The sequence below is a fragment of the Mucilaginibacter sp. SMC90 genome (genome assembly GCF_022811725.1).
In the GTDB taxonomy this organism is placed as follows: Bacteria; Bacteroidota; Bacteroidia; order Sphingobacteriales; family Sphingobacteriaceae; genus Mucilaginibacter.
In genome coordinates this window covers 167,926-194,455 of the sequence record NZ_CP094527.1, presented here as the reverse complement: position 1 = coordinate 194,455, position 26,530 = coordinate 167,926, and the positions used below count along the sequence as shown (strand labels likewise).

The window sequence follows — 26,530 nt, the reverse complement described above, 5'->3', positions numbered from 1 at the left end:
TGCAAGAGGGGAGGGAATATTTTTTAGTAGGAAAATAGTTTATCACCTTTTACAAATAAACCTTCATGCCATTTAGAACGAGCCAGCGGAGATTGTGCGCTTGAGAGAGGAGAAACTATCTCCTGAGCTATAACGAAAAATCTGCTACGCGCAGCAGAGCCCCATGCAAGGTTTAGAGCATGGCGTATAAGATTTAGCCCTCGCCCCATTGTTCATCTCTAACCTTACTCAATTAAATACAAAAAACGTCATTTAAGCATTTATCTCAACCCCTAATTTCAAAAGGTATTTAACCATTTTGGCAATTTCACGCAGATTTCATCATTTTTGGCCACCAAAACCCATGTTAAGCCAATGTTAATTTTGACAGAAAAACAGCAATTACAACTCCATTTTACACTATCCTGACCAAAATACCCATAGGGTCAAAAAATAAATTACTATCAATCAATTGATTAAATACTCATGACTTTTGGATGAAAAATCGCATCTGATTTCTGTTGTTAATTTGCTTCGTGTTTAAAACAACATATATCAAAAACACAAAAATAGTTATGAAAAATTTATTCAAAGTTTCAGCATTAGCCCTTGCATTTGCAGGCTTAGCTTTCGGTGCAAAAGCACAAACAACTACACCTACCACCCCTTCTACAACATCAACTACAACTAAAAGTGGCATTCGTTATAGCATAGGCGTTGAGGCCGGTTTACCTGTTGGCGATTTCAAAGACAACTATAAATGGAATTTAGGCGGTTCGGTTCAGGCTGACATCCCTGTTGTTTCAAATCAGTTATTCGTTACTGTTAACGCTGGTTATAATAACATATTTGGTAAAAACAATATTGGTGGTGTTCAAGGTCTTGATGCAACTGATTTTCATTTGATCCCTGTTAAAGCTGGTTTGAAATACTTCCCTATCAGCAATTTTTATGTACAGGGCGAAGCTGGTGCAGCGTTCCTTTTAAACAAATCAGATGTTAACGCTAACAAATCAACTGCGTTTGTTTATGCTCCGCAAATTGGTGTTCAGTTCCCTGTAAGCGCAAGCAGCTTTATTGATGCTGGTATCCGCTACGAGGCAACAACCAAATATGCTACCGGTGTTGATGCAAGTAAAGTGAACTTCATAGGTTTACGTGTAGCGTACGGCTTTTAATATATGGCCCTACAAATACCTTGATATAAAAAAGGGGAGCTCATTCGGGCTCCCCTTTTTTATTATGTTTTTTTAGTTGATATGAACCTTAATAATTAAATAAATCGTATAAATTAGCACATTGTTTGTATTTTGACACTTAATAAGACATTTACCGCACAATAATTGCTGAATATGAAGAGGATCCTCATCATTGATGATGAAGTTAATGTTGCGTTATTGCTATCAAAGTTTTTAACGCGTAACGGGTTTGACGTTAGTACCGCATCAAGCGGAAACGGGGGGATGGAGGCGTTGAAAAACGGTGAATATCAACTGGTACTTTGCGATTTTAGGCTTGAAGATACCGATGGACGCGAAATGCTCCGCAATATTAAACTGCAGTACCCTAAAACCGGGGTTATCATTATAACAGGCTACTCAGATATCAAGATGGCCGTTGAGCTCATTAAAATGGGGGCTTATGATTATATCACCAAGCCGCTGTATCCCGATGAGATCTTAAACACTATCAATAAAGCTTTTGAAACCCACCACGCCCTGGTTGAGGTTGACGAAGAGGTACAGGCAGCAGCCATTTTACCCGAAAAGGCCAAAACAACCGCAGCTAAAAAAACAGTTTTTGCGGCAGAGTTTGTTACCGGTACAAGCAGGGCATCAAAAGAGCTTGCCCGCCAGATTGAACTGGTGGCGCCTACAAATTACAGCGTTATTATTTTAGGTGAAAGCGGTACGGGAAAAGAGTCGGTAGCTAAAAGTATCCATCTCAACAGCCCGCGCCATAACCAGCCATTTATAGCTATGGACTGCGGTTCCTTAACCAAGGAGCTTGCAGCAAGCGAATTTTTTGGTCACGAAAAAGGTTCCTTTACCGGTGCATTATACACTAAAATAGGCCACTTTGAAATGGCTAACGGCGGTACTTTGTTTTTAGATGAAGTAGGCAACCTATCATACGAGATCCAGGCAGCATTGCTGCGTACCGTACAGGAACGCAAGGTTAAAAGGATTGGTAGTACCAAGGAAATTGACCTTGATGTGCGCATTATCATAGCCACCAACGAAAACCTGCAGGAAGGCATCCAGAAAGGCCGTTTCCGCGAAGACCTTTATCATCGTTTTAACGAATTCAGCATTTACATGCCGCCACTGCGCGAGCGCGGCCATGATATCATTTTACTGGCCGAGCACTTTTTAAAAATAGCCAACCAGGAGCTTGGGCGTAGTGTTGAATCGTTTTCGCAGGAGGTTGTGGATTGCTTTATGAACTACCGCTGGCAGGGCAACATCCGTGAGCTTAAAAACGTGATCCGCCGTGCAGCGCTTTTGGCCGAAGGGAATGAGATCACCCTTAAAGCGTTGCCACTTGAAATGTCAACCTATAAGTTATCATACGATACGCCAAATCATTACACACAACAGCAGCAGGCACCAAAGCCATATAATGAAGTGCCTGAAGTTAAAGAACCCAAGCACGACCTTAAAAACGCTGCTCTTGAGGCCGAATATGAAACGATCATCAGGGTTTTGAGAGAAGTTAACTTCAACAAAACTAAAGCTGCCGAGATCCTGAACATCGACCGTAAAACCCTCTATAACAAAATGAAGGCCATTAACCTTAAGTAATATGGGGGCTGATGAAGAAAAAGTTGATGCCGAAGCCTTGCGCAAATTGAGGCACGATATAAAAAATCAATTATCAAACATTCACCTGGCGCTTGAGCAGCTGCGGTATGAGATACCCCACCCAACGTCTGATTGTTTGTTTTACATGGATACCATAGAAATTAGCTCAACCCGGATCAATAAACTGCTTAACGATACCCAGTAAAAGGCGTTGCAATTAATACTTTGAAACGCTAAAACTTTTTGGCGTTTTTTTGTTTTAAGCAAGTATCAATCAACAGCCTGAATGTCAATTTTTAACTACAAACAACGCAACAACATTATCCTGGTAAGCATCATCATATTGGGGTGCTTTTTGCTTTATGCAATCAGTGGCTTGTTTAGTTCCATTCTTGGTGCCATAGTGCTTTTCACTATTTTCAGGCCTTTGTTTATAAACCTGGTCGAAAAACGTAACTGGAACAAAACACTGGTTGCCCTGCTTATTATTTTCAGTTCGCTTATTGTCATTGTTATCCCCTTTCTTACGCTAAGTATCATGATAGTGGGAAAAATTTCAAGTATCAATGTCAAAGATTTACCGATAGACCAGTGGACATCAAAAATTGATGCTTTTGCAGCGGCCAATCTTAATCAGCCGCACTTTGCCGAAGAAACCCTGCAAAAGTTGGGGGCCTTTGGTACAGGCTTATTCCCTTCCATATTAAGCAGTGCGGCCAACATCATTATTACCCTGCTGGTTTTATACTTCCTTTTATATTTTATGCTCACGCAAATGCGTGAGTTTGAAGCCGGAATGTTAAAATATGCCCCTTTCCGCGAGCAGCATGCATTAAAATTTGCAGCAGCCCTACGCGATTCTACATATTCAAACGTTTTAGGACAGGGAATAATAGCTGCCACACAAGGCTTTTTGCTGGCGCTCGGCTTTTATGCGTTAAGCATTCCTGACGCTGTGTTTTGGGGCGTTATAGGCGCATTTATTTCCTTTTTACCCGTTGTTGGAGCGCCAACACTATGTATTCCTGCCAGCATTATATTGTTTGCCCAGGGACATAACTGGCAGGGAGTAGTGATACTTATTTATGGATTGCTGGTTATTGGCAATATTGATAATGTATTACGCATGATCATTAATAAACGTATAGCCAACACGCACCCTATAATTTCAATAATAGGGGTATTTATAGGTTTACCTTTGTTTGGTATCTTAGGGCTGGTGTTTGGGCCGGTGCTGTTATCATATTTCCTGCTGTTACTGGAAATTTATGAAACAAACCGCCTGGCTGCCGACAGGCTTGAACGGATCAATAATGTATAAAATATACCCTACAGCCCTGAATAGTTTTGTGAACACAGCGTAAAATTTATTTACCGGGTAAAAGTTAATTTATACTTAAATAAAAATAAATGCGCCAAATGCACATATTTGGCAGGATATTTACAAGTAACTAATCAAATGTTCAACTTTAAATTATATTACAATGAATGATAACTCAAAAGTAGTTGTTGCATTGCTTGCCGGTTTAGCAGCAGGGGCAGCGTTAGGCATTTTATTTGCACCTGATAAAGGCAATGAAACCCGCGACAAGCTAACTGAATCATTAAAAAACCTTGGCGAATCAATCAAAGACACAGCAGCTGCCGAAATTGACAACCTGGTTGGTTTAAAAGACAAAGTTGTTGAAAACATCAAGTCAAAAATTAAAGGTGCCGAAGAAGAATACCAGGACGACCTTGAGCACGCATAAGCATGTATAACATCAATCCCGGATGCGGATAAAAGCCATATCCGGGATATATAACCTTACCTATGGAAGCTAAAAAAGATACTCAACCACCATTACCGCCAATAGTTGATCAGTTAAAAGAATATGCCGAAACCCGGTTTAAGCTTTTGAAGTATGAAGCTATTGAAGGCGGAACCTCCATTTTGGCAAGCATCATTGCTGATCTGGTAACCGTAATAAGCATGGTACTGGCATTTCTTTTTGCAAGTGTTACGCTCGGCTTTTTTCTTGCCACTGTTTTTCACTCCTATTGGGAAGGTTTTGGTTGTGTTGCCATACTTTACTTTTTGATAGCCATGTTTATTAAGATATTTAAACGCCACCTTGAAAGGCCGCTGATTAACCTCTTTATTCAAAAAATCTTTAAACGATAAACCATGGATCTCCATATCACCAATATCAGCGACTTGCAGGCCGAAATATTCAGGCTTAAGGCACTTGAAAAACAACAAACGGTAGCTTTAAAAGCGCGTTTCAATAGTCCATCAGCCATATTTTCAACCGTACTTACGCTGTTTCCGCGTTCAAATGATACTGATGGCATAAAAAACACCAGTTTCTTCCATCCGGATATTCTTAACCTGATCTCCAGGTTTGTGATTCCGCTTACACTAAACAAAACCCTTTTCAGGCATTCTAACTTTTTAGTTAAAACACTGGTTGGCCTTGTTTCGCAAAAAGCATCAAACTATGTTAATGAAGATACCGTTGGCGGCATTTGGGACAAAGCGAAAGCCCTGTTCGCAAAGTTCACTAAAAAGAAAGAGGATAAAGACTACAAACCTACAGCCTATGTTAAACCTGCAGGCGGTGCAGTAGTATGATTGACACGAATTATTCGAATTAGATTGAATTGCACAAATTCGCTTCATCATTTTCTATTCAAAATATTCGTGTATTTCGATTGATTGCTATACCCCAAGCAAATCAATTCGTGTTAAAAATTTCTACACGAATTTTTGCTAATTATTCGAATTACACAAATTCGCTTCGTCAATATCTATTCAAAACATTCGTGCAATTCGTTTAATTGCTCATCAATAAGCAAATCAATTCGTGTTAAAAATTTCTACACGAATTTTGCTAATTATTCGAATTACACAAATTCGCGTCGTCAGTATCTATTCAAAACATTCGTGCAATTCGTTTAATTGCTCATCAATAAGCAAATCAATTCGTGTTAAAATTTCCTACACGAATTTTGCTAATTATTCGAATTACACAAAATCGCTTCGTCAGTATCTTTCAAAACATTCGTGCAATTCGTTTAATTGCTCATCAATAAGCAAATCAATTCGTGTTAAAAATTCCTACACGAATTTTGCTAATTATTCGAATTACACAAATTCGCTTCGTCAGTATCTATTCAAAACATTCGTGCAATTCGTTTAATTGCTCATCAATAAGCAAATCAATTCGTGTTAAAATTTCTACACGAATTTTGCTAATTATTCGAATTACACAAAATCGCTTCGTCAGTATCTATTCAAAACATTCGTGCAATTCGTTTAATTGCTCATCAATAAGCAAATCAATTCGTGTTAAAAATTTCTACACGAATTTTTGCTAATTATTCGAATTACACAAATTCGCTTCGTCAGCATCTATTCAAAACATTCGTGCAATTCGTTTAATTGCTCATCAATAAGCAAATCAATTCGTGTTAAAAATTCCTACACGAATTTTGCTAATTATTCGAATTACACAAATTCGCTTCGTCAGTATCTATTCAAAACATTCGTGCAATTCGTTTAATTGCTCATCAATAAGCAAATCAATTCGTGTTAAAATTTCTACACGAATTTTGCTAATTATTCGAATTTCTCAATGGCACCTGACTATTTTGTGTAATTCAATTTAATTGCTCTGCAACACGCAAATCATTCGTGTTAAAATAATTTCAATATTTTTGCACTTTATTTTAAAAACGTAAAGTGGGAAAAGATAAGTTAAGGCGTTTTGCGGAGGTTGAAACCTTTAGTAATGTACTGCAATTAGATGCCGGCAAGCCTTTCATAGGGCAATGGAGCCGCGAGTTTTTCAAAAATGATAACCCCGTAGTGCTTGAACTGGCCTGCGGCAAAGGCGAATATACCGTGAATCTTGCCCGCCTGTTCCCCAATAAAAACTTTATTGGCATTGATTATAAAGGTAACCGCATTTGGCGTGGCGCTAAAACCGCTATTGAAGATGGTGTACCTAATGTTGCCTTCCTGCGCATCCAGATCGAAAACCTTCTTGATTATTTTGCACCCGGCGAGGTTGATGAAATCTGGATCACCTTTCCCGATCCGCAGCCGCAATTAAGCCGCGAGAAAAAGCGACTGACCTCGCCACGTTTCCTTGATAAATATATCATCATCTTAAAGCCAGGAGGCTGCGTTAACCTCAAAACCGATAACGACGGTTTGCACGCGTACACTGCCGAAAAGATAGAGGAACTAAAGCTAAACCTGCACATTAAAACAGAAGACCTTTACAATTCGGAATATGCCGATGAGGTGCTATCTATCAAAACCTACTACGAAAAAAAATATTTAAAGGATAACAAGAACATTAACTACCTTAAGTTTTCATTTACCGAAAACGCTTAATGGAAGACATTAATTTTTTTGAAAAGGTATACCAGGTAGCCCGGCTCATTCCGCCCGGGCGGGTAACATCATATGGTGCTATTGCGGCTTATCTTGGCACCAAGGGCTCATCGCGCATGGTAGGCTGGGCAATGCAGGCAGCGGGCAATGTGAAGCCACCCGTTCCGGCGCACCGTGTTGTAAACCGCCAGGGGTTGCTAACAGCCAGGGCCCACTTTGGCGGCAACCGTATGGCCGAAATGCTGGAAAGCGAAGGTGTAAAAGTGATTGACGACCAGATACAGGATTTCAAATCGCATTTCTGGGATCCGATGGTAGAGCTGGCGTTGTAATTATCAAGTTTTTCGCCGCCGCTCGGCTCCGGCCTTTAAGTATTTAGAAGAGGGCGGTTATTTTCTGTTAAATAAACAAAAAATATCATTGTGAGCGCGGCAACAGCAAGGAAGCAGAGCCGCCCTGTATAGCATGCTATTGCAACGTTGCCACCATCGCTCATTTTCCTGCTGTTCCTCGCAATTACATGGCGTTTGAAGTCCCTACCTCTTTATACTCAAAATATCATGCACCGCATACTCCGCTTTTTCATACTGAAACTTAAACCCGCTATCCAATAAGCGTTTCGGCATTACCCAGCGGCTTTTTAATATCAGCTCGGTTTCGGTACCGATTACCATAGCGCCAACTTCCAGCAGCCATTGCGGGGCGGATAAACCAAAAGGAGCACCGTAGGCCTCGCGGATGGCCTGCATCATATCGGTGTTTTTTGCACCTTCGGGAGCAGTGCAGTTAAATATGCCGTTTAGTTCGGGGTGGTCCAGCAGCCATTGCGTACTGCGGGCTACGTCATGCTCGTGTACCCAGGCCATGTATTGTTGCCCATCTCCCTGTTTACCGCCAAGGCCAAACTTAACCAGGTTAAGCAACCGCGGAAAAACGCTGTCGCTCCGGCCAAGAACAATGCCCATGCGCAGGGCAATTTTACGGGTATGAGGCGTATCCGTTTTAAAGAAAGAGCCTTCCCAAATGTTGCAAACATCAATAGAAAAGCCATATCCAATTTCGCCGGTTTCCTCGTCCTGCGGATGGTCTTCGGCATGGCGGTAGATTGTGGCAGAGGTTACATTGATCCAGACCTTTGGCGGGTTAACCATTTTATTGATCACCCTGCCCAGCAATTCGGTAGGTACAACTCTTGAGCGGATGATCTCTTTTTTATTTTTTTCGGTGTACCGGCAGTTCACGTTTTTACCGCACAGGTTGATCAGCATATCGGCACCGGCAAGATGCACAGTCCAGCCCGCTTCGGTTTCGCCATCCCAAAGCGCGGTATGGACGTTGCCATCTACTGGTTTCTGTTTGCGGGCAAGAATGATCACTTCATCTGCCAAATCGCGGTAGTAATTAGCCAGTACTGTACCGAGATAACCGTTACCACCGGCCAGCACAATTTTTTTATAGGGTTTCATGATCAGTTGAGGTTTAAAATAAGTAACAATAAAACTATGCGATAAGTTACCCAGGTAATAGTAAGCACCCAGCCAAGCCCAAGCAGTTTGGTGCGCCGGATGTGTTCCAAAAACATCAGCCCTGCAACCGCCATAAAATACAAGGTATAAACCGCAGGACCAAATTTCAAAAAATGGCTCACAGCCAAACCTATCAGCAACAACAAACTACCTGCAAAAGAGATGGTCATCATATTGCCGAGGTAAGTCCACAGGTTTCGGCGGTCAAAGCTGCATATTGCGGCTCCCTGAAAAAGGACCTGCCCACCGCAGATCAGGTACTCGCGGTAGGGGTTGCCCAAAGGTACAAGGCCCACAAGCAGGTGCGCATAAGCGGTAAGGATAAAGCCGGTACAAAACCAGGTAAACAACAAATACAATAAGCGATAGTGCAGCTTAAATGTAGGCTGATACTCAAAGCTGGTTTCGACAGCGGGGATAATAACCCGCCTGTTGTATGATATAAAAGCATAAGCCTTGCTCATGAGCCAGATGAACGGCTTAAAGGCAAATAAAGGGGCAAATACCGGCCAGGTATTGGCAATGATCTTGAACAGGCTTTTAACGCCGTAGGTAACCTCGCCGCTTTCCAGGTTGATCAGCGCTATTTCATTAACTGCCCGCTGCCTGTCATAAACAGGGCAGGTACCGGCATGGGTTTCTTCCTGGTATGAAGAGCGTCCATTATGGTCAATCATCCCGGCTTTTACGAAAGCGTGGGTATAAACACGGCACATGGGGCATTCGGCATCAAACAGGATCATGTGGTTCTTGAGCGTTTTCATAACTTTCAGTGTTTTCTGAAACAAATATACAATATATTTTAAACTTTCAATAAATACTGAAAATTAAATTCAATTGCCCGCATTTTACATGTAGCCCCAGGAGAGTAGTTTTTAACGAATTGGCCATTTCGACAGAAAGGAAGCCGCCCTGCTTCATCGAAGTGATATCTTCTTTTAGTTAAAATATGTACACATGGCAGCCTCAGGAGAGTAAAAGCCCATGAATTGACAATTCCCTCCCCTGGGAGCTACCATGTACCCATAAGTTTAAATAAAAATGTCATTTCGAAAGAGCAGATGGGGCTGGGCGTCGGGGCGAAAGAGAAATCTTATACGCCCTGTAAAGTCGCTTTGCATAGTTTAGAGCTGGATGTATAAGATTTCTCCTCACCACATCCGCACGTTCCCCCAACAGGTTCGTCGAAATGACATTTTCTTTTAATTCATAATCATATAATAATTAAAAGATGTGGCGACACGGGAGCCCTGGGAGGGGTGCGGTAGAGTTGCGTGTTGGCAGGGAGGGGTTTATACGCCTTTTTAACAACAGGATAGTTCGCTGAAACCCCTCCCTACACCCCAATGTCATTAAGTTAAGTGAAATCCCCCAGAGGGGGAACAGGTTTGTAGTAATATCATATACCGAAAATAACCGTGCCAGAGGTACGGAACACTCGGAGTTGTGTACCTCTGGCACACTAAGACAACAAATCTTTAATTTCTACAAACCTTTTGCACCTCTGGTGCAACCTGTCAATCCCTTAACTTAATGACATTGCCCTACACCCTCCCAAGGGAGAGAATCGCTCAGCCCCCCACGCCTTAAACTCCTCTATTGTCTTTTTATGGGCTATAACTCTCAACAGGGGAATCGCACAATCCCGGGTTTTTTGAGGAATTTGTCATTTGAAATTATTGGCTATAGCGCAGGATGTCTGAACTTGCGAAAGTCATCGTCATTGCTCTTTATTTAAAGGCCTATAAGGCGTTTTGTATAAGCGCAGGGCTTACACCCACACCCATAAAAAAAATGGCCTAAGCGTTTGCTTAAGCCATTTGATTGGATAAATAATATCCGATATTATTCTTTAGTTTCTAATGCATCAGCGGCAGGTTCATCAAGGAACCATTCAACCTCACCGGATATAGAATCGATAAGCTGCGCCGGATAAAGTTCAATATCCTCGTCATCTTCCAGGATGTGTTTTACAGCTTCTGCTTTGCCTGCTCCGTAAACTAAAAACGCAATTTGAGCAGCGTCATTAATAAGCGGTGCATTAAGGGTAATACGCCATACCTGCTGATCTTCCAGCCATACTTCTTTTACGCCGGGAACACGGTCATGCAGTACCGGTGTATAAGGGAATAATGAGGCTGTGTGCGAGTTATCGCCAAGGCCTAATAATACCAGGTCAAAGCTTGCTTCACCGTCGTCAAAAAATGCCGAGATCACCTCCCAGTATTTAGCCGCTGCTTCGGCGGGTTCAAACGAGGTATCAACCGCAAATACATTGCCCGGGTTTATCATTAATGGCTCAAACAAAGCTTTTTTAGCCATCAGGTAGTTGCTGTCTTTATGGTCTTGAGGTACATTACGCTCATCTCCAAAAAAGAAGAAAACCTTTTCCCAGTTCACCTGGTCGGCATAAGTTGTTGAAGCTAACAGCTCATATAATTTTTTAGGTGAGCTGCCACCCGAAAGGGCAACGCTGAACTTGCCATTCTTGTTAATAGCTTCGGTAGCCAGGGTAACAAAATGATCGGCCAGTCCCGTTAATACTTCACCTTCTGTGTTATAGATATTCAGTGTCATCAGCTTTTTATTTTTTACCGTTTACCGGTAAGGTAAACCAATTATAGCCATCGCGGGCAATTAAAGCTTCAGCAGCTTCAGGGCCCCATGAATCGGCCGAATAATTAGGGAAATTCAAGCTCTTTTTACTTTGCCATGTATTCAGGATTGGCATTACCAGTTCCCACGCAGCTTCTACCTGGTCGCCGCGCATAAACAGGGTCTGGTCACCCATCATGGTATCCAGTATCAGTGTTTCGTACGCTTCAGGAGCCTGGTTGGTGTAAGTACCTTTATAATCAAACACCATATCAACGGCGTTTAATACCATATCAATACCCGGGCGTTTAGCCTGTACCTGCAAACGGATGCTCATTTCGGGCTGGATACTGATGATCAGCCTGTTTTGCTGCCAGCTTTCGGTTGCTTCGGCAGGGAAAATCTGGTGCGGAACATCCTTAAACTGGATGGTAATAACCGATGATGACTGGTGCAGCCTTTTACCTGTACGCAGGTAAAAAGGAACACCCTGCCAACGCCAGTTATCAATGAAAAACTTGATAGCTGCAAAAGTTTCGGTATTTGATTCTTTATCAACTTTTGGTTCTTCGCGGTATCCGGGCACTTCGCGGCCTTTCATCCATCCGCTGCCATACTGGCCCCTAACGGTCGAATTACGAACGTCTTCGGCGGTAAATTTGCGCATGGCTTTCAATACGTCAACTTTGCGGTCGCGTACTTCATCTGCGCTAAAGCTTACCGGTGGTTCCATGGCAATGTGGCAAAGTAACTGCAGCAAGTGGTTCTGGATCATATCCCTCATAGCACCTGAACCATCGTAGTAATCGCCGCGTTCTTCAACACCCAGCTGCTCGGTAACGGAGATCTGTACGTGCTCGATATAGTTACGGTTCCAGAGCGGTTCCATAATAGAATTCGCAAAACGGAAAGCCATGATGTTCTGAACAGTTTCCTTGCCCAGGTAATGGTCAATACGATAGATCTGGCATTCGTCGAAAATGCTTTTTAGTAACGCATTCAGGTCTTTTGCTGTTTCCAGGTCATGACCAAACGGCTTCTCGATGATGATCCTCACACGTTTTTTATCTTCGGCCAGTTTAGCTTTTGATATGTTTGATGCAATGATCGGGAAGAAATTAGGTGCCACCGCAAGATAGAACAACACGTTAGCCTTGGTTTTCCACTCGGCATTGTGTTTTTCGATGCGTTTGCCAAACTCTTTATAGGTTTCAAAATCGTTTGCATCAGATACCTGGTAGTAAACGTTTTTTACAAACTCGGCCCATTGTTTATCGTCGGTTTTACCGCTGCGCGAAAACTGGTTGATATCCCTGTGCAGGTTTTCCCTGAATTGCTCGTCGGTAAGTTTGGTGCGACCGGTGCCTATAATAGAAAACTGCTTTGGCATCCAGCCATCCAAATACAGATTATATAAGGCTGGTGCTATTTTACGTGCATTTAAATCGCCGGTACCACCAAAAATGATAAATATGGTAGGTTCTGATTTAGCTGTTGTGCTCATTGTTGTGTTTAATTAAACCGTTAATTAATCGTTTGCCGGAGCCCATTGTGTATGGAAAACGCCCTCTTTGCCAATAAGCTCATAAGTATGCGCACCAAAATAATCGCGCTGGGCCTGGGTTAGGTTTGAAGGCATCCTTTCGCTGCGGAAAGCATCGAAATAACTTAATGCCGAAGCATAACCAGGAGCAGCAACACCGGCAGCTATAGTAGCCGATAATACTTTCCTGATGCCCGGTAAAGTTCCGGCAACCAGTGCCTGAACATCGTTGTCAAGCAATAGGTGAGGCAATTGCTGATCTTTGCTGTAAGCGTTGTAAATATCATTCAGGAACTCCGAACGGATGATACAGCCGCCTCTCCAGATCTTGGCAATTTCGCCTAAATGAAGATCATATTTGTACTCTTCAGATGCTTTGGTAAGTAGGTGCATACCCTGAGCATAAGTAACGATGCTGGTAAAATAGAAAGCTTGCTCTAAAGCAACTAATAATTCTTCCTTGTCGCCTTTAAGCTCGATAGGATCATTATAAAGGGCAGACGCTTTTTCGCGCAGCGATTTGTATTTTGAAAGGTCGCGCATGGATACTGATGTATCGATGGTTGGGATAGGGGTTACCAGGTCCATAGCCACCTGCGATGTCCATTTACCGGTACCTTTAGCTTTGGCTTCGTCCTTAATATCATCTAACAATAAATGATCGGTACCAGGAGCTTTGAATTTGAAAATATCTTTGGTGATATCCAGCAGGAACGACTGTAAACGGCCTTCGTTCCATTTAGTGAACAAGTCGCCTATTTCGTCATTACCCAGCTTTAAACCTTTTTTCAGGATCTCATAAGTTTCGGCAATTACCTGCATAATACCGTATTCGATACCGTTGTGCACCATTTTAACAAAGTGACCTGATGCGCCAGGGCCAATGTAAGTAACACAAGGCTCGCCATTAACTTTAGCGGCAATGGCTTCAAAAATAGGTTTCATTACAGCGTAAGCATCCTTATCGCCACCCGGCATCATGCTTGGGCCGCGGCGGGCACCTTCTTCACCACCAGATACACCCATACCAAAGAAATGAAGGCCCTTAGCTTCCAATTCTTCAACACGGCGGTTGGTATCGGTAAAGTGTGAGTTACCGCCATCAATCAGGATATCGCCTTTTTCTAACAATGGAGTTAATTCCTCAATTACGGCGTCAACAATTTTACCGGCAGGTACCAACATCATGATAGCCCTTGGCGTGGTTAAGCTTTGTATAAACTCTTTAACATCAGAAAAGCCTTTGGCTTCCCTGTCGCCAGCTTCCTGGTTTAATGAATCTACTTTACCGGTATCTTTATCGTGTCCGGCAACCGCGAAGCCATGATCGGCCATGTTCAGCAGCAGGCTGCGACCCATAACACCCAGGCCTATCATGCCAAAGGCGTATTTGTTTTCTGTTGCGCTCATTTTGTTTTGAGGTTTTCTTTTTTAAGTGTTTCTAAAATTTTCTTGGTGCTTTCGAGGCTAGTATGCTGGAACGAACGGATTCCCAGTTTTTGCGCCGTATCAACAAACATTTTCCGGTCGTCAAAATATACGCACTGTTGCGGCGATGCCTGGGCAATACCCATAGCCAACTGCCAGATACCAGGATCGGGCTTGCGCATTTTTACTTCGCACGATGATACAAAGGCATCAAAGCACTCATGCAGTTTAAATTTGCGTACTCGGTAATCGTTCAGTTCTTTACCCTCGTTATTCACCGATATAATACGGAAGCCGCAATCCTTTTTCCAGTCTTTAAGAAACTGCAGCATCGGCAATTCAACAGACGTGGAGTAGATAAAATCCTTAAAATCTTCGCGTACAAAATCCCTTGGATGATTAAATATCACCGTATCAAGGTATTCGTCGAGAGTAATGCTGCCAATTTCATACACGTTGAAAATAAAATTGTGCAGGGCATTAACCTCGGCATAGTCAAGTTTAAAGCGTTTTGCCGCTTCTTCGCGGGCCTCGTGTCCCCATCCGTTCGACAGCAGAATACCGCCCACGTCAAAAAAAAGGATCTTCAGATCAGCAACTTCCATAGATGTAGTTTTTATTGAAGTCGGAAGCCTTTAGTCTTAAGTTCAAAGTTAAAATAGTTATTTCGGCTTCGAACTCAAGACTTTTGACTTAAGACTCAGAACTTAATTATTTGTTTTTCTGTGCTTCGATAGCATTCAACAGCTTTTCGAAAGGCTTGTTGAATTTCTCGATGCCTTCGTCTTCCAACTGCTGGGTTACAGCAGCAAGGTCAATACCTAATGAAGGCAGTTTAGCCAAAATCTCAGTAGCTTTATCTAAACCGGCTTCTAATGTATTAGCGGCAACACCATGATCTCGGAAAGCGTCAACAGTTTCCAAAGGAACGGTATCAACGGTATCCGGGCCAATTAATGCCTCAACATATTTGGTATCTTTAAATGCAGGGTTTTTGCTGCCGGTACTTGCCCATAGCAAACGCTGTGGTTGTGCACCTTGCTCGGCAAGTTTTTTCCACCTGTCGCTGCTGAATACGCGTTTGTAAATTTCGTATGCTTTTTTAGCTGATGCGATAGCAACTTCACCGTATAATTCTTTTTCGCCTTTGGCTTCGATGATCGGGTCAACAACCACGTCGATACGGCTCAGGAAGAAACTTGCTACTGAAGCGATATGAGCAATTTTGTGGCCTGCAGCCAAATGCTCTTCCAAACCTGCAATATATGCTTCGGTTACTTCTTCATAACGCTCTAAACCAAATAGCAGGGTAACGTTAATGTTGATACCTTTTGCAATTGATTGCTGAATAGCAGCTAAACCCGGTTTAGTACCAGGAATTTTGATCATTACGTTTTCGCGGTCAACTTTTTTCCAAAGTTCTTCGGCTTGTTTAGCAGTACCTTCAGTATCTAAAGCCAAAAACGGAGAAACTTCAAGGCTTACATAGCCGTCAACTTTATTTGATTCTTCGTAAACACCCTTAAACAGGTCGGCAGCAGCCTGGATATCTTTAACAGCTATTTCAAAAAACAGCTTCTCGTTATCAGTTTCAGATTTAAGTGCAGCAATATCAGCATCATAATCAGAACTGCTGCTGATAGCTTTTTCAAAAATTGCAGGGTTTGAAGTAACGCCGCGTACGCCGTCAACGTCAATTAATTCTTTAAGTTTTCCTGAAGAGATGATCTCACGGTCAATAAAATCAAGCCAGATGCTCTGACCAAAACCATGTATCTGAGCTACATTATTAGTTGCCATAATAGGGTTCGTTTTTGTGTGTTTAATTAATTTTTTTAAAAGCGCGATGAAGGTAGTAAAAATAGCTACCAAATCGATCTGTTATGTAAAGTTCTTAATAAGAATGACCTTAATTGTAAGGTTTATATCATACTTTGTTAACATATCATTATTAAGTCGGAAGTACTAAGTCGTAAGTCAAAAGTCTTGTTTTTTTCCTGACTTCGGACTTGCGACTTCAGACTTCGGGCTCCGGACTTAAAACTAATTATTAGCTGCCATGATAATATTCACATCAAAGCCAATAAAAAGTCCGCTCTCAATTACTCCGGTTATCGATTTAATATCTTTTTCAAAGCTTTTGCCGATCTCATCAAATTTGCAATCCAAAACGAGGTTGCCGTTTTCTGAAATGATCGGGCCGTCCTTACCTTTCGCCGGGCGAATAGTTAATTCAGTAGCTCCCAAATTTTTCAATTCCTTTTCAACATAAGGCAATGCCTGCGGAAAAACCTCGATAGGCACCGGAAACTTCGAGCCTAATTTATCAACCATCTTCGATTCGTCGACTATGATATAGCTAACCGCGCTCGAACTGATGAGCAATTTTTCTTTAAACATAGCCCCGCCACGTCCTTTGATCAGGCTTTTATCCGGATCAACCTCATCGGCACCGTCAAACAGCCAGTCGGGTTTATGCTCATACAGGGTGGTTACGGGCAAACCCAGTTTGGCACAAAACATAGTAAGCTCAACCGAAGTAGGGATGGCCTTTACATTTAGTTTTTCATCTTTTACCCGTTGGGCAATAGCCACTAAAGCCAGGTACGATGTTGAACCCGAGCCAACACCTATAATATCACCATCCTTAACTTTCGCTGCAATTTCGGCAGCTACCTTTTGTTTGCCTTCAATATTGATGATCTTATCGGCCCACTCCAGGTTATTTATCAGGTTGCTGTTCCAGTTCATTTTGGTTAGAATCAAGAAGTCAAGAATCAAGAGGCAAGAAGAAAAACTTATCTCCTTACCGTTTGATTCTTACTTGTATATTTTTTTAAATCAAGGGCCAGGAAAATTCTTGATTCCTGACTCTTGATTTCTTGCCTCTATAAAAGAGCTTTTGCCTTTTTAACAACGTTATCAACAGTGAAACCGAAGTGTTTGTACAGGTCTTCGGCAGGGGCAGATTCGCCAAAAGTGGTCATGCCAAGCATATCGCCTTCGTCGGTGATGTATTTATGCCAGCCCATTGGTGATGCCATTTCAACAGCCAAACGTTTTTTGTTTGCCTTAGGGAATACCGACTCTTTGTAAGCCGCATCCTGTTTTTCAAACAACTCCCATGATGGCATACTTACCACGCGAGTTGAGATGCCTTCGGCTTCTAATTTAGCCTGTGCATCCATGATCAATGCCACTTCCGAACCGGTAGCGATCAGGATCAGATCAGGGCCTTTGCTGCCTTCTGAAAGGATATATGCACCTTTTTCCAGGTTTTCGGCTTTGCCATATTTGTCCTGATCAAGGATTGGTAAGCCCTGGCGGGTGAAGATCAATACAGTTGGGCCGCCTTTTTTCTCGATAGCAACACGCCATGCATGTGCACTTTCGTTAGCATCTGCCGGGCGGATCACGGTTAAGTTTGGTATCGAACGTAAAGAAGCCAGTTGCTCAACAGGCTGGTGGGTAGTACCATCCTCGCCTAAACCAATACTGTCATGGGTATAAACGAAGATCGGGTTGATTTTCATGATGGCTGCCAAACGGATTGGCGGGCGCATATATTCTGAGAACATCAGGAAGGTAGCGCCGAAAGGTAACAAACCTTTGGTTAAAGCCATACCATTTAAAGCCGAACCCATAGCATGCTCACGGATACCGAAGTGGAAGTTACGGCCTGCACGGTTTTCTGATGTAAATGAATCGTACTCTTTCAAATTGGTTTCTGTTGATGGGGCGAGGTCGGCCGCACCACCAATCAGGTTTGGCAATGCCGGAGCGATAGCGTTCAACACTTTGCCTGATGCCTGGCGGGTTGCCATTTTAGGATCAGAGCCTTTAAATACAGGCAATTTATCTTTCCAGCCTGCAGGAAGTTCGCCTTTAGCAGCAGCTTCATATTCAGCAGCTAATTCAGGGAATTTTGCTTTGTAATCGGAAAATAATTTGTTCCATTTTTCTTCAACGGCAGCACCACGAGCTCCTTTAGTGTGATAGTAATCCAATACTTCATCAGATACGTTGAATGATTTATCAGGATCAAAACCGAAGAACTGTTTTACCAGTTTAATTTCATCGGCACCAAGCGGCGAACCGTGTGAACCTGCAGTACCCGATTTGTTAGGGCTACCATAAGCTATCAGCGAACGAACGCGGATAAATGATGGTTTCTGAGTTTCAGATTTAGCGTTGATCAAAGCCAGCTCAAGCGCATGGGTATCATTAACATCGGTTAAATCCTGTACATGCCAGCCGTATGCACGGAAACGGGCGCTTACATCTTCGTTAAAAGCAATATCAGTGCTGCCTTCAATGGAAATGTGGTTATCATCATATAAATAGATGAGGTTACCCAATTGCAGGTGACCGGCTAATGATGCAGCTTCAGAGGTTACACCTTCCATTAAATCGCCATCACTGCAGATAGTGTAAATATTGTAGTTGAACAGTTCAAAACCAGGTTTGTTATAGCGTGCAGCCAAATGTTTTTGTGCTATAGCGAAACCTACGGCATTGGCAAAGCCCTGTCCCAGCGGACCAGTAGTTACCTCAATGCCGGGAGCCAAACCGTATTCCGGGTGACCGGCAGTTTTGCTGTTTAGCTGACGGAACTGTTTGATATCATCTAAAGAAAGATCATAGCCGGTTAAATACAAAAAGTTGTACTGTAAAATACAAGCATGGCCCGCCGAAAGGATAAACCTGTCGCGGTTTGCCCAATCAGGATTTTTAGGATTATAGTTCAGGAACTTTGTCCATAAAACGTGGCCCATCGGTGCCAGCGCCATAGCTGTACCGGGGTGGCCTGAATTTGCTTTTTGCACGGCATCGGCTGCTAATACCCTTACGGTATCTATTGCCAATTTTTCTATGTCTTTTTGGTTTTCCATTTTATTTGTCAGGTATTGTAGTTAGTGTTCGTTTTTAAATTTATTCGGCAGGGGTTGCAACTTTGCGCTTGGTTTTGCTTTCTGTTTCATTGAGCCAAAGCCTTGCCCCACCCTTGATACCGTCGGCATTGGTAACTATTTTCATGTTTTTATCAAGCTTAAAGGTAAGCTTGTCTGAATTGCCGCCGCCAATGTATAAAGTATCGTAATTAAATACAGTTTTCAGTATTTTGAAAACCTTTTTCATGCGCTTGTTCCATTTCTCCTTGCCCTCTTTTTCTAAAGCTCTTTCACCTATGTAGTTATCATAAGTAACGTCCTCTTTTATCGGCAGATGGGCCAGCTCAAAATGTGGCAATAAATGACCGTCCATTAACAAAGCGGTACCAAAACCGGTGCCCAGGGTTATCACCATTTCAAGGCCTTTTCCGGCAACTACACCAAGGCCCTGCATATCAGCATCGTTTACTACCTGTGTAGGTTTACCCAATGCTTTCTCCAGCTTTTTGCTCAGGTCAACATCGGCCCAATAATCGCTGCCAAGATTAGGCGCTGTTTTAACAACACCATTTTTTACATACCCCGGAAAACCAACCGATATTTTATCATATGACGGAAAATCCTTTACAAGGGTATTGATAGCTTTTATAACATTTTCAGGATTTGCCGGGGCCGGAGTAGCTATCTTGTCGTACTCCATTTTCAAATCCCCTTTTTTATTAAGTATTGTGGCTTTGATGTGCGAACCACCGATATCGATTGAGAGAACCCTTAGTTGGGATGGTGTATTTTTCATTTAGCGTAATTTATTTAGCTGGTTAGCAATTTGGTGAAAACCTTAGTTCCCAGCGCATAAATATCACATTTTAATAATATCAAATTGTTAAATAATGCGATAAAATCATTTTATCACCTGTTAGCAGCGAAAGTAAAGTTAGCGTTGCTTTTATTTACCAAACCAATTTTAAAAAGTATTTTACTTATGCGTGGCAAAATCAATGTAATTAAGGTAAAATGTTAATAACCTCGGTAATTTTTTTAGATAATTAAACTGTTATTACCTGTTTTTAGCGTAAAAGTTTTCCCTTTCCACACAAAAATACCCGATGTGCTTTTGGGCAATACTATGCTAATATTCCATTTTCCGTTGTTAAACAGGTATTTGGCATAAATTTTTCCGTTTGGATGTGGTACTTCGCCGCTTATGTTTTTGATCTGCCCCAAATGCGGCTCTATCTTAATTTTACTGAAGCCCGGCGCGTAAGTATCCACACCTAATATGGTGCGGTAAAACTCGATATTAGGGCTTGCACCCCAGGCGTGGCAGTCGGAACGGTTATGATCGAGGTCGGAGATCTCGGCCCAGGTGGTTAAGCCCATTTTGATATTATCACGCCAGATATTAAGCCAGTTTAAATAATCATTGCCCAAGCCGCCTTTTACCATAGCCTGGTGCAGGTAATATTTAAAATAGATGGTGCATTTGGTGAGCGTGCCGTCATTCAGGAGTTTTAAACTGATATCATGTGCCACCTGGCTGTTTACCATACCTGCTAATACCGCGATGGAATTGGTATGCTGCGAAAACAGTAGTTTATCCTCGGTATCGGAATAAAGCTTTTTGCCTGCATCCCAATATTTATTTTGGATAGCCACTTTTAACTGCACCGCTTTGGCTTTGTACATTGAAGCAAATGCCGGCATGCCCATCTTTGCTTCCATTTCGGCAGCTTGCTGATAGGCCCACATCAATTGCATATCCAGGATAGCCGATGTGCCTTTGGCGCTTTTGGGGGCCTGGCCAAAATCCCAGCCTTTGTCGTTCACCCAGTCAACAAAGGTCCAATATGGCGTATCTTTAAGCGAGCCATCGGCTTGCTGATATTTGCTGAAAAAGTTAAGCACATCGCGCATGCCGGGCAACTTGTCTTTTATAAACAAGCTATCGGGGCGGTACATCCAGTAATCGTGCAGCATACCTATATACCATAATGAAAAGGTTGAAATAATTTGAGGCGAGAACGAAGGATGGCGGCTCAGCGTAATCCCTTCGGCCAGGCGCGAATGATCCATCTGGTTGATAGCATTGCGCACCAGTCGGTCGTCTCCGCTATTATAAAAGGATACCAGTGCCTGGATGCGGGTATCACCTACGTATTGCAGCTGCTCATAGTAAGGGCAATCGGTATAGGTTTCACCGGCACAAAGGCGGGCGGTGCGCCAGCCGATATCCAGCATTTGTTGCATTTCGGGATTAAGCGTTTCCAGTTTGGCATTCATCTTAAAGGGATAGCCGGTAAACGTTCCGTAAATATCATCAATAACCAAGGGCTCATCCTTAGTAGTTACTTTCACTTCAACATACCTGAACGTGCGCCAGGTTAAAGTGGTAAACGAATTACCTGTAGCACCATCCGAAACAACACTATCCCGCCGGCCGACAAAGATTTTCCCGTCAACATCATTCCGGTTACCTTTTACAGTACCCTCCGGACCGGTCAGGGTTTTAAATAACGATTCGGTATAACTGATGCCGATACCTGCGTTTTTACCCTTGCTGAAATTCAGTGTTAAAAATGCGTTGGTTAAATAAGTTTGATCGAGCAGTAAAGTAGCAGATGTATTGGCCGGGATGGTGATGGCTGTTTTAGTGGCAGGGAATGAGGATGGGATACTTATACCATCGGCTTTTCTCAAAACCGGAATCCTTTGCAGGGTCATTTCCATGGCGGGTATTGCGGATGGTATCAGCATCCAGCCGAAAGCATTGGTTACACCTTTGGGGTTCCCGTTATCTATGCGAACGGCATTTTTCCAGCTACTATCGTCGAGCCCTGCGGTATTCCAGTCCTTTACCGATTGGTTCAGATCCACCCTTTCGCCCGGACCTGCAACATAATAAGGATGCCAGCCGATACCGGTAATGGGCTGAAATGATTTATCGCGAATGCACTTCCAGGTTTTATTGGTGTTGATGATCTCTTCGGCCGGGGTGTTGCCCTGCATAATAAAGCCAGTTTGTAAAGAAATTTGTGCTTCAGGACGGTAATCACCATCGTTCCAAACCACGGCGGCTACGAGGTTTTTACCTGCCTGAAGATATGGGGCAAGGTCAACAGTTTCGTAGTTCCAGTAATAGGTATCGCCGCGGGCCGGGCCTAATGAAACCAGGGTTTGGTTAACATATAATTTATAGCGGTTATCGGCAGATACATGAACAATAAAGGAGGCCGGTTTAGTTGTAAGCTCAACACTTTTCCTGAAATAATAAACGCCGTAATCTTTTAACGATTCCCGGGGAGCGGTGATCCAGGAAGCTTTCCACTGATATTTTAAAAGTGCCGGATTAATGGTTTGTGCATAAGCGGACACTGTAGTAAAAAGAAAAAATGCAAAAAAGCAGCGTTTAAAAAATGCCTTCATGAAATGGTGTGGTTTATAGGTGGTTAGTAATTGCCTGCACAGCTAAATTACAATTAAAGCCGGATTATTATCAATAATCTGTTTTCCAAGGAACAGGTAAAAATTTTTACACGATTTTTTTCGAATTAATCTAATTACACGAATTTTTTATTAGTGTCGATTTGAAATTCGTGTAATTAGATTAATTGTGGCCGATTTGAAAATCAATTCGTGTGAAAATTCTTTCTATTAAATCGGCTCATTTTAAAAGGGTTTATTAATCGTTATCTACCCCGATAGCAGATTATTTTATAATTCCGTTATCTTTATTTTTTACAAAACCTAAAACTATGGATGTATTAGCGGTCTTTTTATTGGTGGTGGTCATTATTATGATGCTGAACCACAAGGGCAGTTTAAACAATAAGATCAAGGAACTTGAATTTAGAATATTTGAATTAAAAGGCCTTATTGAGCAGTTTAAGAAAGCTCAGCCACCAACTGAAGACGTTAAACCTGCAGCGGCAATCATCCCGCCGCCACCGGTTATCCCTATTATACCCGAGCCTTTTGTTGAAAAACCACAACCACAGGTTGAGGCCGAGATAAAACCACAGCCAATTACACCTCCCAAAATTGAAAGGCAACCCGAAGTTATTGAGGATAGTTTATCCCTTATCAACCGCCCTATAAAAACACGCGATTTTGAACCGTCCAAACCTTTAGAACCCAAACCGTCATTCTTTGAGCGCCATCCCGATCTCGAAAAATTCATCGGCGAAAACCTCATCAATAAAATAGGTATAGCCATCCTGGTACTCGCCATCGGTTTCTTTGTGAAATACGCTATTGATAATGACTGGATTGGCTTAGTTGGCCGTGTTGGTATAGGCATTGTTTGCGGCGGTATTTTAATAGCTGTTGCGCATGCACTCCGCAACAGCTATAAGGCATTCAGCTCGGTGCTTGTAGGCGGCGGTTTGGCGGTATTTTACTTTACCATAACGCTGGCCTTTCAGCAATTTCATTTATTTAACCAAACAACGGCGTTCATCATTTTAATTGTGATCACCATTTTTGCAGTGCTGCTTTCTTTATTGTATGATAAGCAGGAACTGGCTGTAATTGCTTTGGTTGGCGGTTTTGCCAGTCCTTTTATGGTGAGCAATGGCAGCGCTAATTATAACGGCCTGTTCATTTACCTGCTGATATTAAATACCGGCCTGCTCATTATCGCTTACTACAAAGCATGGCGGATACTTAACATTGTATCGTTCGGTTTTACCGTTATTGTTTTTTCAACTGTACTGTATACCCTTACACCACCTACCTATCATTTCGGGTTTATTTACGCCAGTATTTTTTACGCCCTTTACTTTGTCATCAACATAGCCAACAACGTAAGGGAAAACAAAAAATTCATTGCTTCCGATTTCAGCATCCTGCTTATTAATACAGGTTTATACTTTGCTGCCGGCCTGTACCTGTTAACTATGATGCATGATGAGCAGTACCGCGGTTTATTTTGCGTGAGTTTGGCTGTAGTAAACCTGGTGTTATCGTACATCCTGTTCCGCAACCGTAAGGTGGATACCAACATCCTGTACCTGCTTATTGGCATTACGCTAACCTTTATTTCATTAGCTGCGCCTATTCAGCTGCACGGCAATAACATTACCATTTTCTGGGCGTCGGAAACAGTACTGCTTTACTGGTTATACCTGCGCTCGGGCATACAACTGATGAAATTCACGTCAGTTATTTTATGGATAGCCATGTTGCTAAGCCTGGTTATGGACTTGTATCAAACTTATATAAATTATAGCCAAAGCTTTACCATAATAGCTAATAAAGGGTTCATAACTATGGTATTTGCTGCCATCAGTTCATTTTTACTTTCGGTATTGGTTAAAAGGGACGCAACCAAACAGGCTCATACCGAAGTTTTCACCGAACAACTTTTTGGAGTAGCGGCACTTGTACTTTTATTTTTAAGCGGCCTGCTGGAGATCAACCATCAGTTCCTGAACCATTACCCGGATACCGGGCTTAATATTTTATATGTAATGGTTTATACACCAGTGTTTGTATTTATCTATTATACAATATCACCTAAAATAAAGGTCATCAATTTTGCAGGCGGCGTGAAATTGACCATCCTGCTCATCTGCGTAATAGTTTACCTGGTACTTACTCCTCAATATTATTCATTGCAGCATTTAATGCTTGAAGGCGGCAAACCATCAACAAGCCATTTTATGGCACATTGGATAGGAGCTGTATTTACAGGCTTGCTATTTTACAGGGTGATCCGCCTGTGCCAGCAAACGATGGACGAAGGACTGAAGAAAGTATTCACCTGGATACTGAGCGCCGGTGTTGTTTTATTTTTAAGCTTTGAGGTAAGCCTGATGAGCAACCTGCTATTCTTCAGCAAAGCAAATCCTATCAATCAAATAGAAACCGTATATGTAAAAACAGGTTTGCCGGTATTATGGGGACTGCTTTCCTTCGCGCTGATGTGGCTGGGCATGAGGTACAAGCTGCGGGTAATGCGGGTGGCATCGTTAACATTGTTCTCGCTTACCTTATTAAAATTATTTTTGTTCGATATTAAAAACATCCCGGTTTGGGGTAAAATAGCCGCTTTCTTTTGTTTGGGGGTACTGCTCCTCATTGTAGCATTTATGTACCAGCGAACAGCAAAAAAATCCATTGCCGATGATGAAGCTAAAAAAAATGAATAGGCTAACACTTTTTATACTGCTGCTTTGCGGGGTTATATTACCGGCATCTGCACAAAAAAATTTTAAATATAAAGCCACGCTGCAAAAGATAGACAGCACCGGCTTTTACCGAATTGGCTTGCAACCGGCGCTGGTAGCTAAGGCGAAACCCGATCTGTCAGACATTCGCATTGCAGATGCGAAAGGCAACTTTGTGCCTTATATACAGGCGGGTAGCCTGCCGCAAAAAAGCCAGAAAAGCTTCGTTGTTTTCCCGGAGGTAAATAACACGCCTAAAACCGATACCAGTACCGTTTTCATCATCGAAAATAAAACCGGGCTGGTGCTTGACCGCTTGTGGGTGAAATTGCAAAACACAGCCGTAAAGCGTAAAGTGAACTTACTTGGTAGTGATGACCTAAACCAGTGGTTTGCTATTCAGGAAGATATTCCGCTGCAGGAGGCTGTACAAAACAGCGAGGGCACTTACCAGCAACTGCTGTCTTTCCCGGCAAGCAATTACCGCTATTTAAAGATCCAGGTAAACGATAAAAACAAAACCCCGGTTAAGTTTTTGCAAGCCGGCATTTATACCGAATACGCGTCTGCAGCTCAGAACTACACGGCCATTGCACCTGTAAATGTTATCCGCGCGGATAGCAACAAAACTACCTTTATTGACATTAAACTGAACGATAATTACCAGGTGAACAAGCTGCATTTAGATATCAGTGCGCCGAGGTATTATAAACGCGGGGTTACGGTTTACCAGTTTGTGAACAACGGTAAAGACCTGCTTAGCGAGGCTGAGCTATCATCAGACAAGGCTCCTGATCTGCTGATAGCCGCTAAAACCAGCCACCTGCTGATAGAGATAAATAACGGCGATAACCAGCCGCTGAGTATCGGAGGGACCAAAGCCTACCAATCCGACGAATACCTGATCAGTTACCTGGAGGCTAAACAAAGCTACCAGTTCCTGGCAGGTGATTCATTGGCCATGACGCCTGAGTACGACCTTAAGTTTTTTGCTGATAGCATCAGGGGGAATACGCCTGTTATTAAACACGATACTGTTATTAAAAACACAAACTATGCTGTAACTGCCAAACCGGCCGGAAAGGATTATACCATATTGATTTGGGTTGCGATCATAGTTTCATTAGGATTGCTCTTGTTTTTGACTTTGAAAATGACAAGGGAGGTAAAGAAGCAAGAGGGGGAGAAGTAGGCTTTATTAAAATCACGTTA

22 protein-coding genes are annotated in these 26,530 nt (G+C 42.4%); 11 read left to right on the top strand and 11 right to left on the bottom strand.

What is annotated here, in order from left to right; all coding sequences use genetic code 11:
- Positions 1 to 554: 554 nt before the first annotated feature.
- The 9 genes from MTO98_RS00830 to MTO98_RS00790 all read left to right on the top strand — a co-directional run bounded on the left by MTO98_RS00830 (position 555) and on the right by MTO98_RS00790 (position 7,499).
- Complete coding sequence (locus tag MTO98_RS00830; protein ID WP_243484669.1) at positions 555 to 1,157, top strand: hypothetical protein; 603 nt, start codon at positions 555 to 557, stop codon at positions 1,155 to 1,157.
- Positions 1,158 to 1,331: 174 nt separating this feature from the next.
- The gene (locus MTO98_RS00825; RefSeq protein ID WP_243484667.1) at positions 1,332 to 2,783 is read left to right on the top strand and encodes a sigma-54 dependent transcriptional regulator; all 1,452 of its coding nucleotides are present in this window, start codon (positions 1,332 to 1,334) and stop codon (positions 2,781 to 2,783) included.
- Between the two features lies 1 nt (position 2,784).
- Complete coding sequence (locus MTO98_RS00820; protein WP_243484665.1) at positions 2,785 to 2,988, top strand: hypothetical protein; 204 nt, start codon at positions 2,785 to 2,787, stop codon at positions 2,986 to 2,988.
- 81 nt (positions 2,989 to 3,069) lie between these two features.
- Positions 3,070 to 4,104, top strand: coding sequence for an AI-2E family transporter (locus MTO98_RS00815; RefSeq protein WP_243484663.1), 1,035 nt, complete (start codon positions 3,070 to 3,072; stop codon positions 4,102 to 4,104).
- A 163-nt stretch (positions 4,105 to 4,267) separates the two neighbouring features.
- A complete protein-coding gene (locus tag MTO98_RS00810; protein WP_090532345.1) occupies positions 4,268 to 4,534 on the top strand; it encodes a YtxH domain-containing protein in 267 nt (88 codons plus the stop codon).
- A gap of 62 nt (positions 4,535 to 4,596) precedes the next feature.
- Positions 4,597 to 4,947 (top strand): phage holin family protein, encoded by a 351-nt coding sequence (locus MTO98_RS00805; protein ID WP_243484660.1) that lies wholly within the window; start codon positions 4,597 to 4,599, stop codon positions 4,945 to 4,947.
- Between the two features lie 3 nt (positions 4,948 to 4,950).
- Complete coding sequence (locus tag MTO98_RS00800) at positions 4,951 to 5,397, top strand: hypothetical protein (protein ID WP_243484657.1); 447 nt, start codon at positions 4,951 to 4,953, stop codon at positions 5,395 to 5,397.
- 1,110 nt (positions 5,398 to 6,507) lie between these two features.
- Positions 6,508 to 7,167, top strand: coding sequence for a tRNA (guanosine(46)-N7)-methyltransferase TrmB (gene trmB, locus MTO98_RS00795; RefSeq protein WP_243484655.1), 660 nt, complete (start codon positions 6,508 to 6,510; stop codon positions 7,165 to 7,167).
- Positions 7,167 to 7,499: an MGMT family protein gene (locus tag MTO98_RS00790; protein WP_243484653.1), complete on the top strand. Its 333-nt coding sequence runs from the start codon at positions 7,167 to 7,169 to the stop codon at positions 7,497 to 7,499. The genes trmB and MTO98_RS00790 overlap by 1 nt, the downstream gene beginning before the upstream one ends.
- 204 nt (positions 7,500 to 7,703) lie before the next feature.
- Here MTO98_RS00790 and MTO98_RS00785 read toward each other — a convergent pair whose 3' ends face one another.
- The 11 genes from MTO98_RS00785 to MTO98_RS00735 form a co-directional block, all read right to left on the bottom strand.
- Entirely contained in the window at positions 7,704 to 8,633 is a 930-nt protein-coding gene (locus MTO98_RS00785; RefSeq protein WP_243484650.1) for a TIGR01777 family oxidoreductase, read from the bottom strand.
- Positions 8,634 to 8,635: 2 nt separating this feature from the next.
- Entirely contained in the window at positions 8,636 to 9,457 is an 822-nt protein-coding gene (locus tag MTO98_RS00780; RefSeq protein ID WP_243484648.1) for a DUF393 domain-containing protein, read from the bottom strand.
- 1,081 nt (positions 9,458 to 10,538) lie between these two features.
- Positions 10,539 to 11,270 carry a 6-phosphogluconolactonase gene (gene pgl / locus MTO98_RS00775; RefSeq protein ID WP_243484646.1) on the bottom strand — a complete coding sequence of 244 codons (732 nt, stop codon included), beginning with the start codon at positions 11,268 to 11,270 and terminating at the stop codon, positions 10,539 to 10,541.
- Between the two features lie 7 nt (positions 11,271 to 11,277).
- Positions 11,278 to 12,792: a glucose-6-phosphate dehydrogenase gene (gene zwf, locus MTO98_RS00770; RefSeq protein ID WP_243484644.1), complete on the bottom strand. Its 1,515-nt coding sequence runs from the start codon at positions 12,790 to 12,792 to the stop codon at positions 11,278 to 11,280.
- Positions 12,793 to 12,816: 24 nt separating this feature from the next.
- Positions 12,817 to 14,241: an NADP-dependent phosphogluconate dehydrogenase gene (gene gndA / locus MTO98_RS00765; RefSeq protein ID WP_243484642.1), complete on the bottom strand. Its 1,425-nt coding sequence runs from the start codon at positions 14,239 to 14,241 to the stop codon at positions 12,817 to 12,819.
- Positions 14,238 to 14,864 carry an HAD family hydrolase gene (locus MTO98_RS00760; protein WP_243484640.1) on the bottom strand — a complete coding sequence of 209 codons (627 nt, stop codon included), beginning with the start codon at positions 14,862 to 14,864 and terminating at the stop codon, positions 14,238 to 14,240. The genes gndA and MTO98_RS00760 overlap by 4 nt, the downstream gene beginning before the upstream one ends.
- 106 nt (positions 14,865 to 14,970) lie before the next feature.
- A complete protein-coding gene (tal, locus tag MTO98_RS00755) occupies positions 14,971 to 16,059 on the bottom strand; it encodes a transaldolase (protein WP_243484638.1) in 1,089 nt (362 codons plus the stop codon).
- Positions 16,060 to 16,302: 243 nt separating this feature from the next.
- Complete coding sequence (gene rpiA, locus MTO98_RS00750; protein WP_243484636.1) at positions 16,303 to 17,010, bottom strand: ribose 5-phosphate isomerase A; 708 nt, start codon at positions 17,008 to 17,010, stop codon at positions 16,303 to 16,305.
- A gap of 137 nt (positions 17,011 to 17,147) precedes the next feature.
- Positions 17,148 to 19,151, bottom strand: a complete 2,004-nt coding sequence (gene tkt / locus MTO98_RS00745) for a transketolase (RefSeq protein WP_243484634.1) — start codon at positions 19,149 to 19,151, stop codon at positions 17,148 to 17,150.
- A 40-nt stretch (positions 19,152 to 19,191) separates the two neighbouring features.
- A complete protein-coding gene (locus MTO98_RS00740; protein WP_243484632.1) occupies positions 19,192 to 19,947 on the bottom strand; it encodes an ROK family protein in 756 nt (251 codons plus the stop codon).
- Positions 19,948 to 20,189: 242 nt separating this feature from the next.
- Positions 20,190 to 22,574: an alpha-L-rhamnosidase N-terminal domain-containing protein gene (locus MTO98_RS00735; protein WP_243484630.1), complete on the bottom strand. Its 2,385-nt coding sequence runs from the start codon at positions 22,572 to 22,574 to the stop codon at positions 20,190 to 20,192.
- Between the two features lie 329 nt (positions 22,575 to 22,903).
- Here MTO98_RS00735 and MTO98_RS00730 point away from each other — a divergent pair, with 329 nt between their 5' ends.
- Both MTO98_RS00730 and MTO98_RS00725 read left to right on the top strand, forming a co-directional pair.
- Positions 22,904 to 25,300, top strand: a complete 2,397-nt coding sequence (locus MTO98_RS00730; RefSeq protein ID WP_243484629.1) for a DUF2339 domain-containing protein — start codon at positions 22,904 to 22,906, stop codon at positions 25,298 to 25,300.
- The gene (locus tag MTO98_RS00725) at positions 25,293 to 26,510 is read left to right on the top strand and encodes a DUF3999 family protein (RefSeq protein WP_243484627.1); all 1,218 of its coding nucleotides are present in this window, start codon (positions 25,293 to 25,295) and stop codon (positions 26,508 to 26,510) included. Before MTO98_RS00730 ends, MTO98_RS00725 begins: the two co-directional genes overlap by 8 nt.
- Positions 26,511 to 26,530: the final 20 nt, after the last annotated feature.

Bases quoted from the DNA above. Each gene is read 5' to 3' on its own strand.
- MTO98_RS00830 (WP_243484669.1), top strand. From the start codon at position 555: ATGAAAAATTTATTCAAAGTTTCAGCATTAGCCCTTGCATTTGCAGGC.
- MTO98_RS00825 (WP_243484667.1), top strand. From the start codon at position 1,332: ATGAAGAGGATCCTCATCATTGATGATGAAGTTAATGTTGCGTTATTG.
- MTO98_RS00820 (WP_243484665.1), top strand. From the start codon at position 2,785: ATGGGGGCTGATGAAGAAAAAGTTGATGCCGAAGCCTTGCGCAAATTG.
- MTO98_RS00815 (WP_243484663.1), top strand. From the start codon at position 3,070: ATGTCAATTTTTAACTACAAACAACGCAACAACATTATCCTGGTAAGC.
- MTO98_RS00810 (WP_090532345.1), top strand. From the start codon at position 4,268: ATGAATGATAACTCAAAAGTAGTTGTTGCATTGCTTGCCGGTTTAGCA.
- MTO98_RS00805 (WP_243484660.1), top strand. From the start codon at position 4,597: ATGGAAGCTAAAAAAGATACTCAACCACCATTACCGCCAATAGTTGAT.
- MTO98_RS00800 (WP_243484657.1), top strand. From the start codon at position 4,951: ATGGATCTCCATATCACCAATATCAGCGACTTGCAGGCCGAAATATTC.
- MTO98_RS00790 (WP_243484653.1), top strand. From the start codon at position 7,167: ATGGAAGACATTAATTTTTTTGAAAAGGTATACCAGGTAGCCCGGCTC.
- MTO98_RS00785 (WP_243484650.1), bottom strand. From the start codon at position 8,633: ATGAAACCCTATAAAAAAATTGTGCTGGCCGGTGGTAACGGTTATCTC.
- MTO98_RS00780 (WP_243484648.1), bottom strand. From the start codon at position 9,457: ATGAAAACGCTCAAGAACCACATGATCCTGTTTGATGCCGAATGCCCC.
- pgl (WP_243484646.1), bottom strand. From the start codon at position 11,270: ATGACACTGAATATCTATAACACAGAAGGTGAAGTATTAACGGGACTG.
- zwf (WP_243484644.1), bottom strand. From the start codon at position 12,792: ATGAGCACAACAGCTAAATCAGAACCTACCATATTTATCATTTTTGGT.
- gndA (WP_243484642.1), bottom strand. From the start codon at position 14,241: ATGAGCGCAACAGAAAACAAATACGCCTTTGGCATGATAGGCCTGGGT.
- MTO98_RS00760 (WP_243484640.1), bottom strand. From the start codon at position 14,864: ATGGAAGTTGCTGATCTGAAGATCCTTTTTTTTGACGTGGGCGGTATT.
- tal (WP_243484638.1), bottom strand. From the start codon at position 16,059: ATGGCAACTAATAATGTAGCTCAGATACATGGTTTTGGTCAGAGCATC.
- rpiA (WP_243484636.1), bottom strand. From the start codon at position 17,010: ATGAACTGGAACAGCAACCTGATAAATAACCTGGAGTGGGCCGATAAG.
- tkt (WP_243484634.1), bottom strand. From the start codon at position 19,151: ATGGAAAACCAAAAAGACATAGAAAAATTGGCAATAGATACCGTAAGG.
- MTO98_RS00740 (WP_243484632.1), bottom strand. From the start codon at position 19,947: ATGAAAAATACACCATCCCAACTAAGGGTTCTCTCAATCGATATCGGT.
- MTO98_RS00735 (WP_243484630.1), bottom strand. From the start codon at position 22,574: ATGAAGGCATTTTTTAAACGCTGCTTTTTTGCATTTTTTCTTTTTACT.
- MTO98_RS00730 (WP_243484629.1), top strand. From the start codon at position 22,904: ATGGATGTATTAGCGGTCTTTTTATTGGTGGTGGTCATTATTATGATG.
- MTO98_RS00725 (WP_243484627.1), top strand. From the start codon at position 25,293: ATGAATAGGCTAACACTTTTTATACTGCTGCTTTGCGGGGTTATATTA.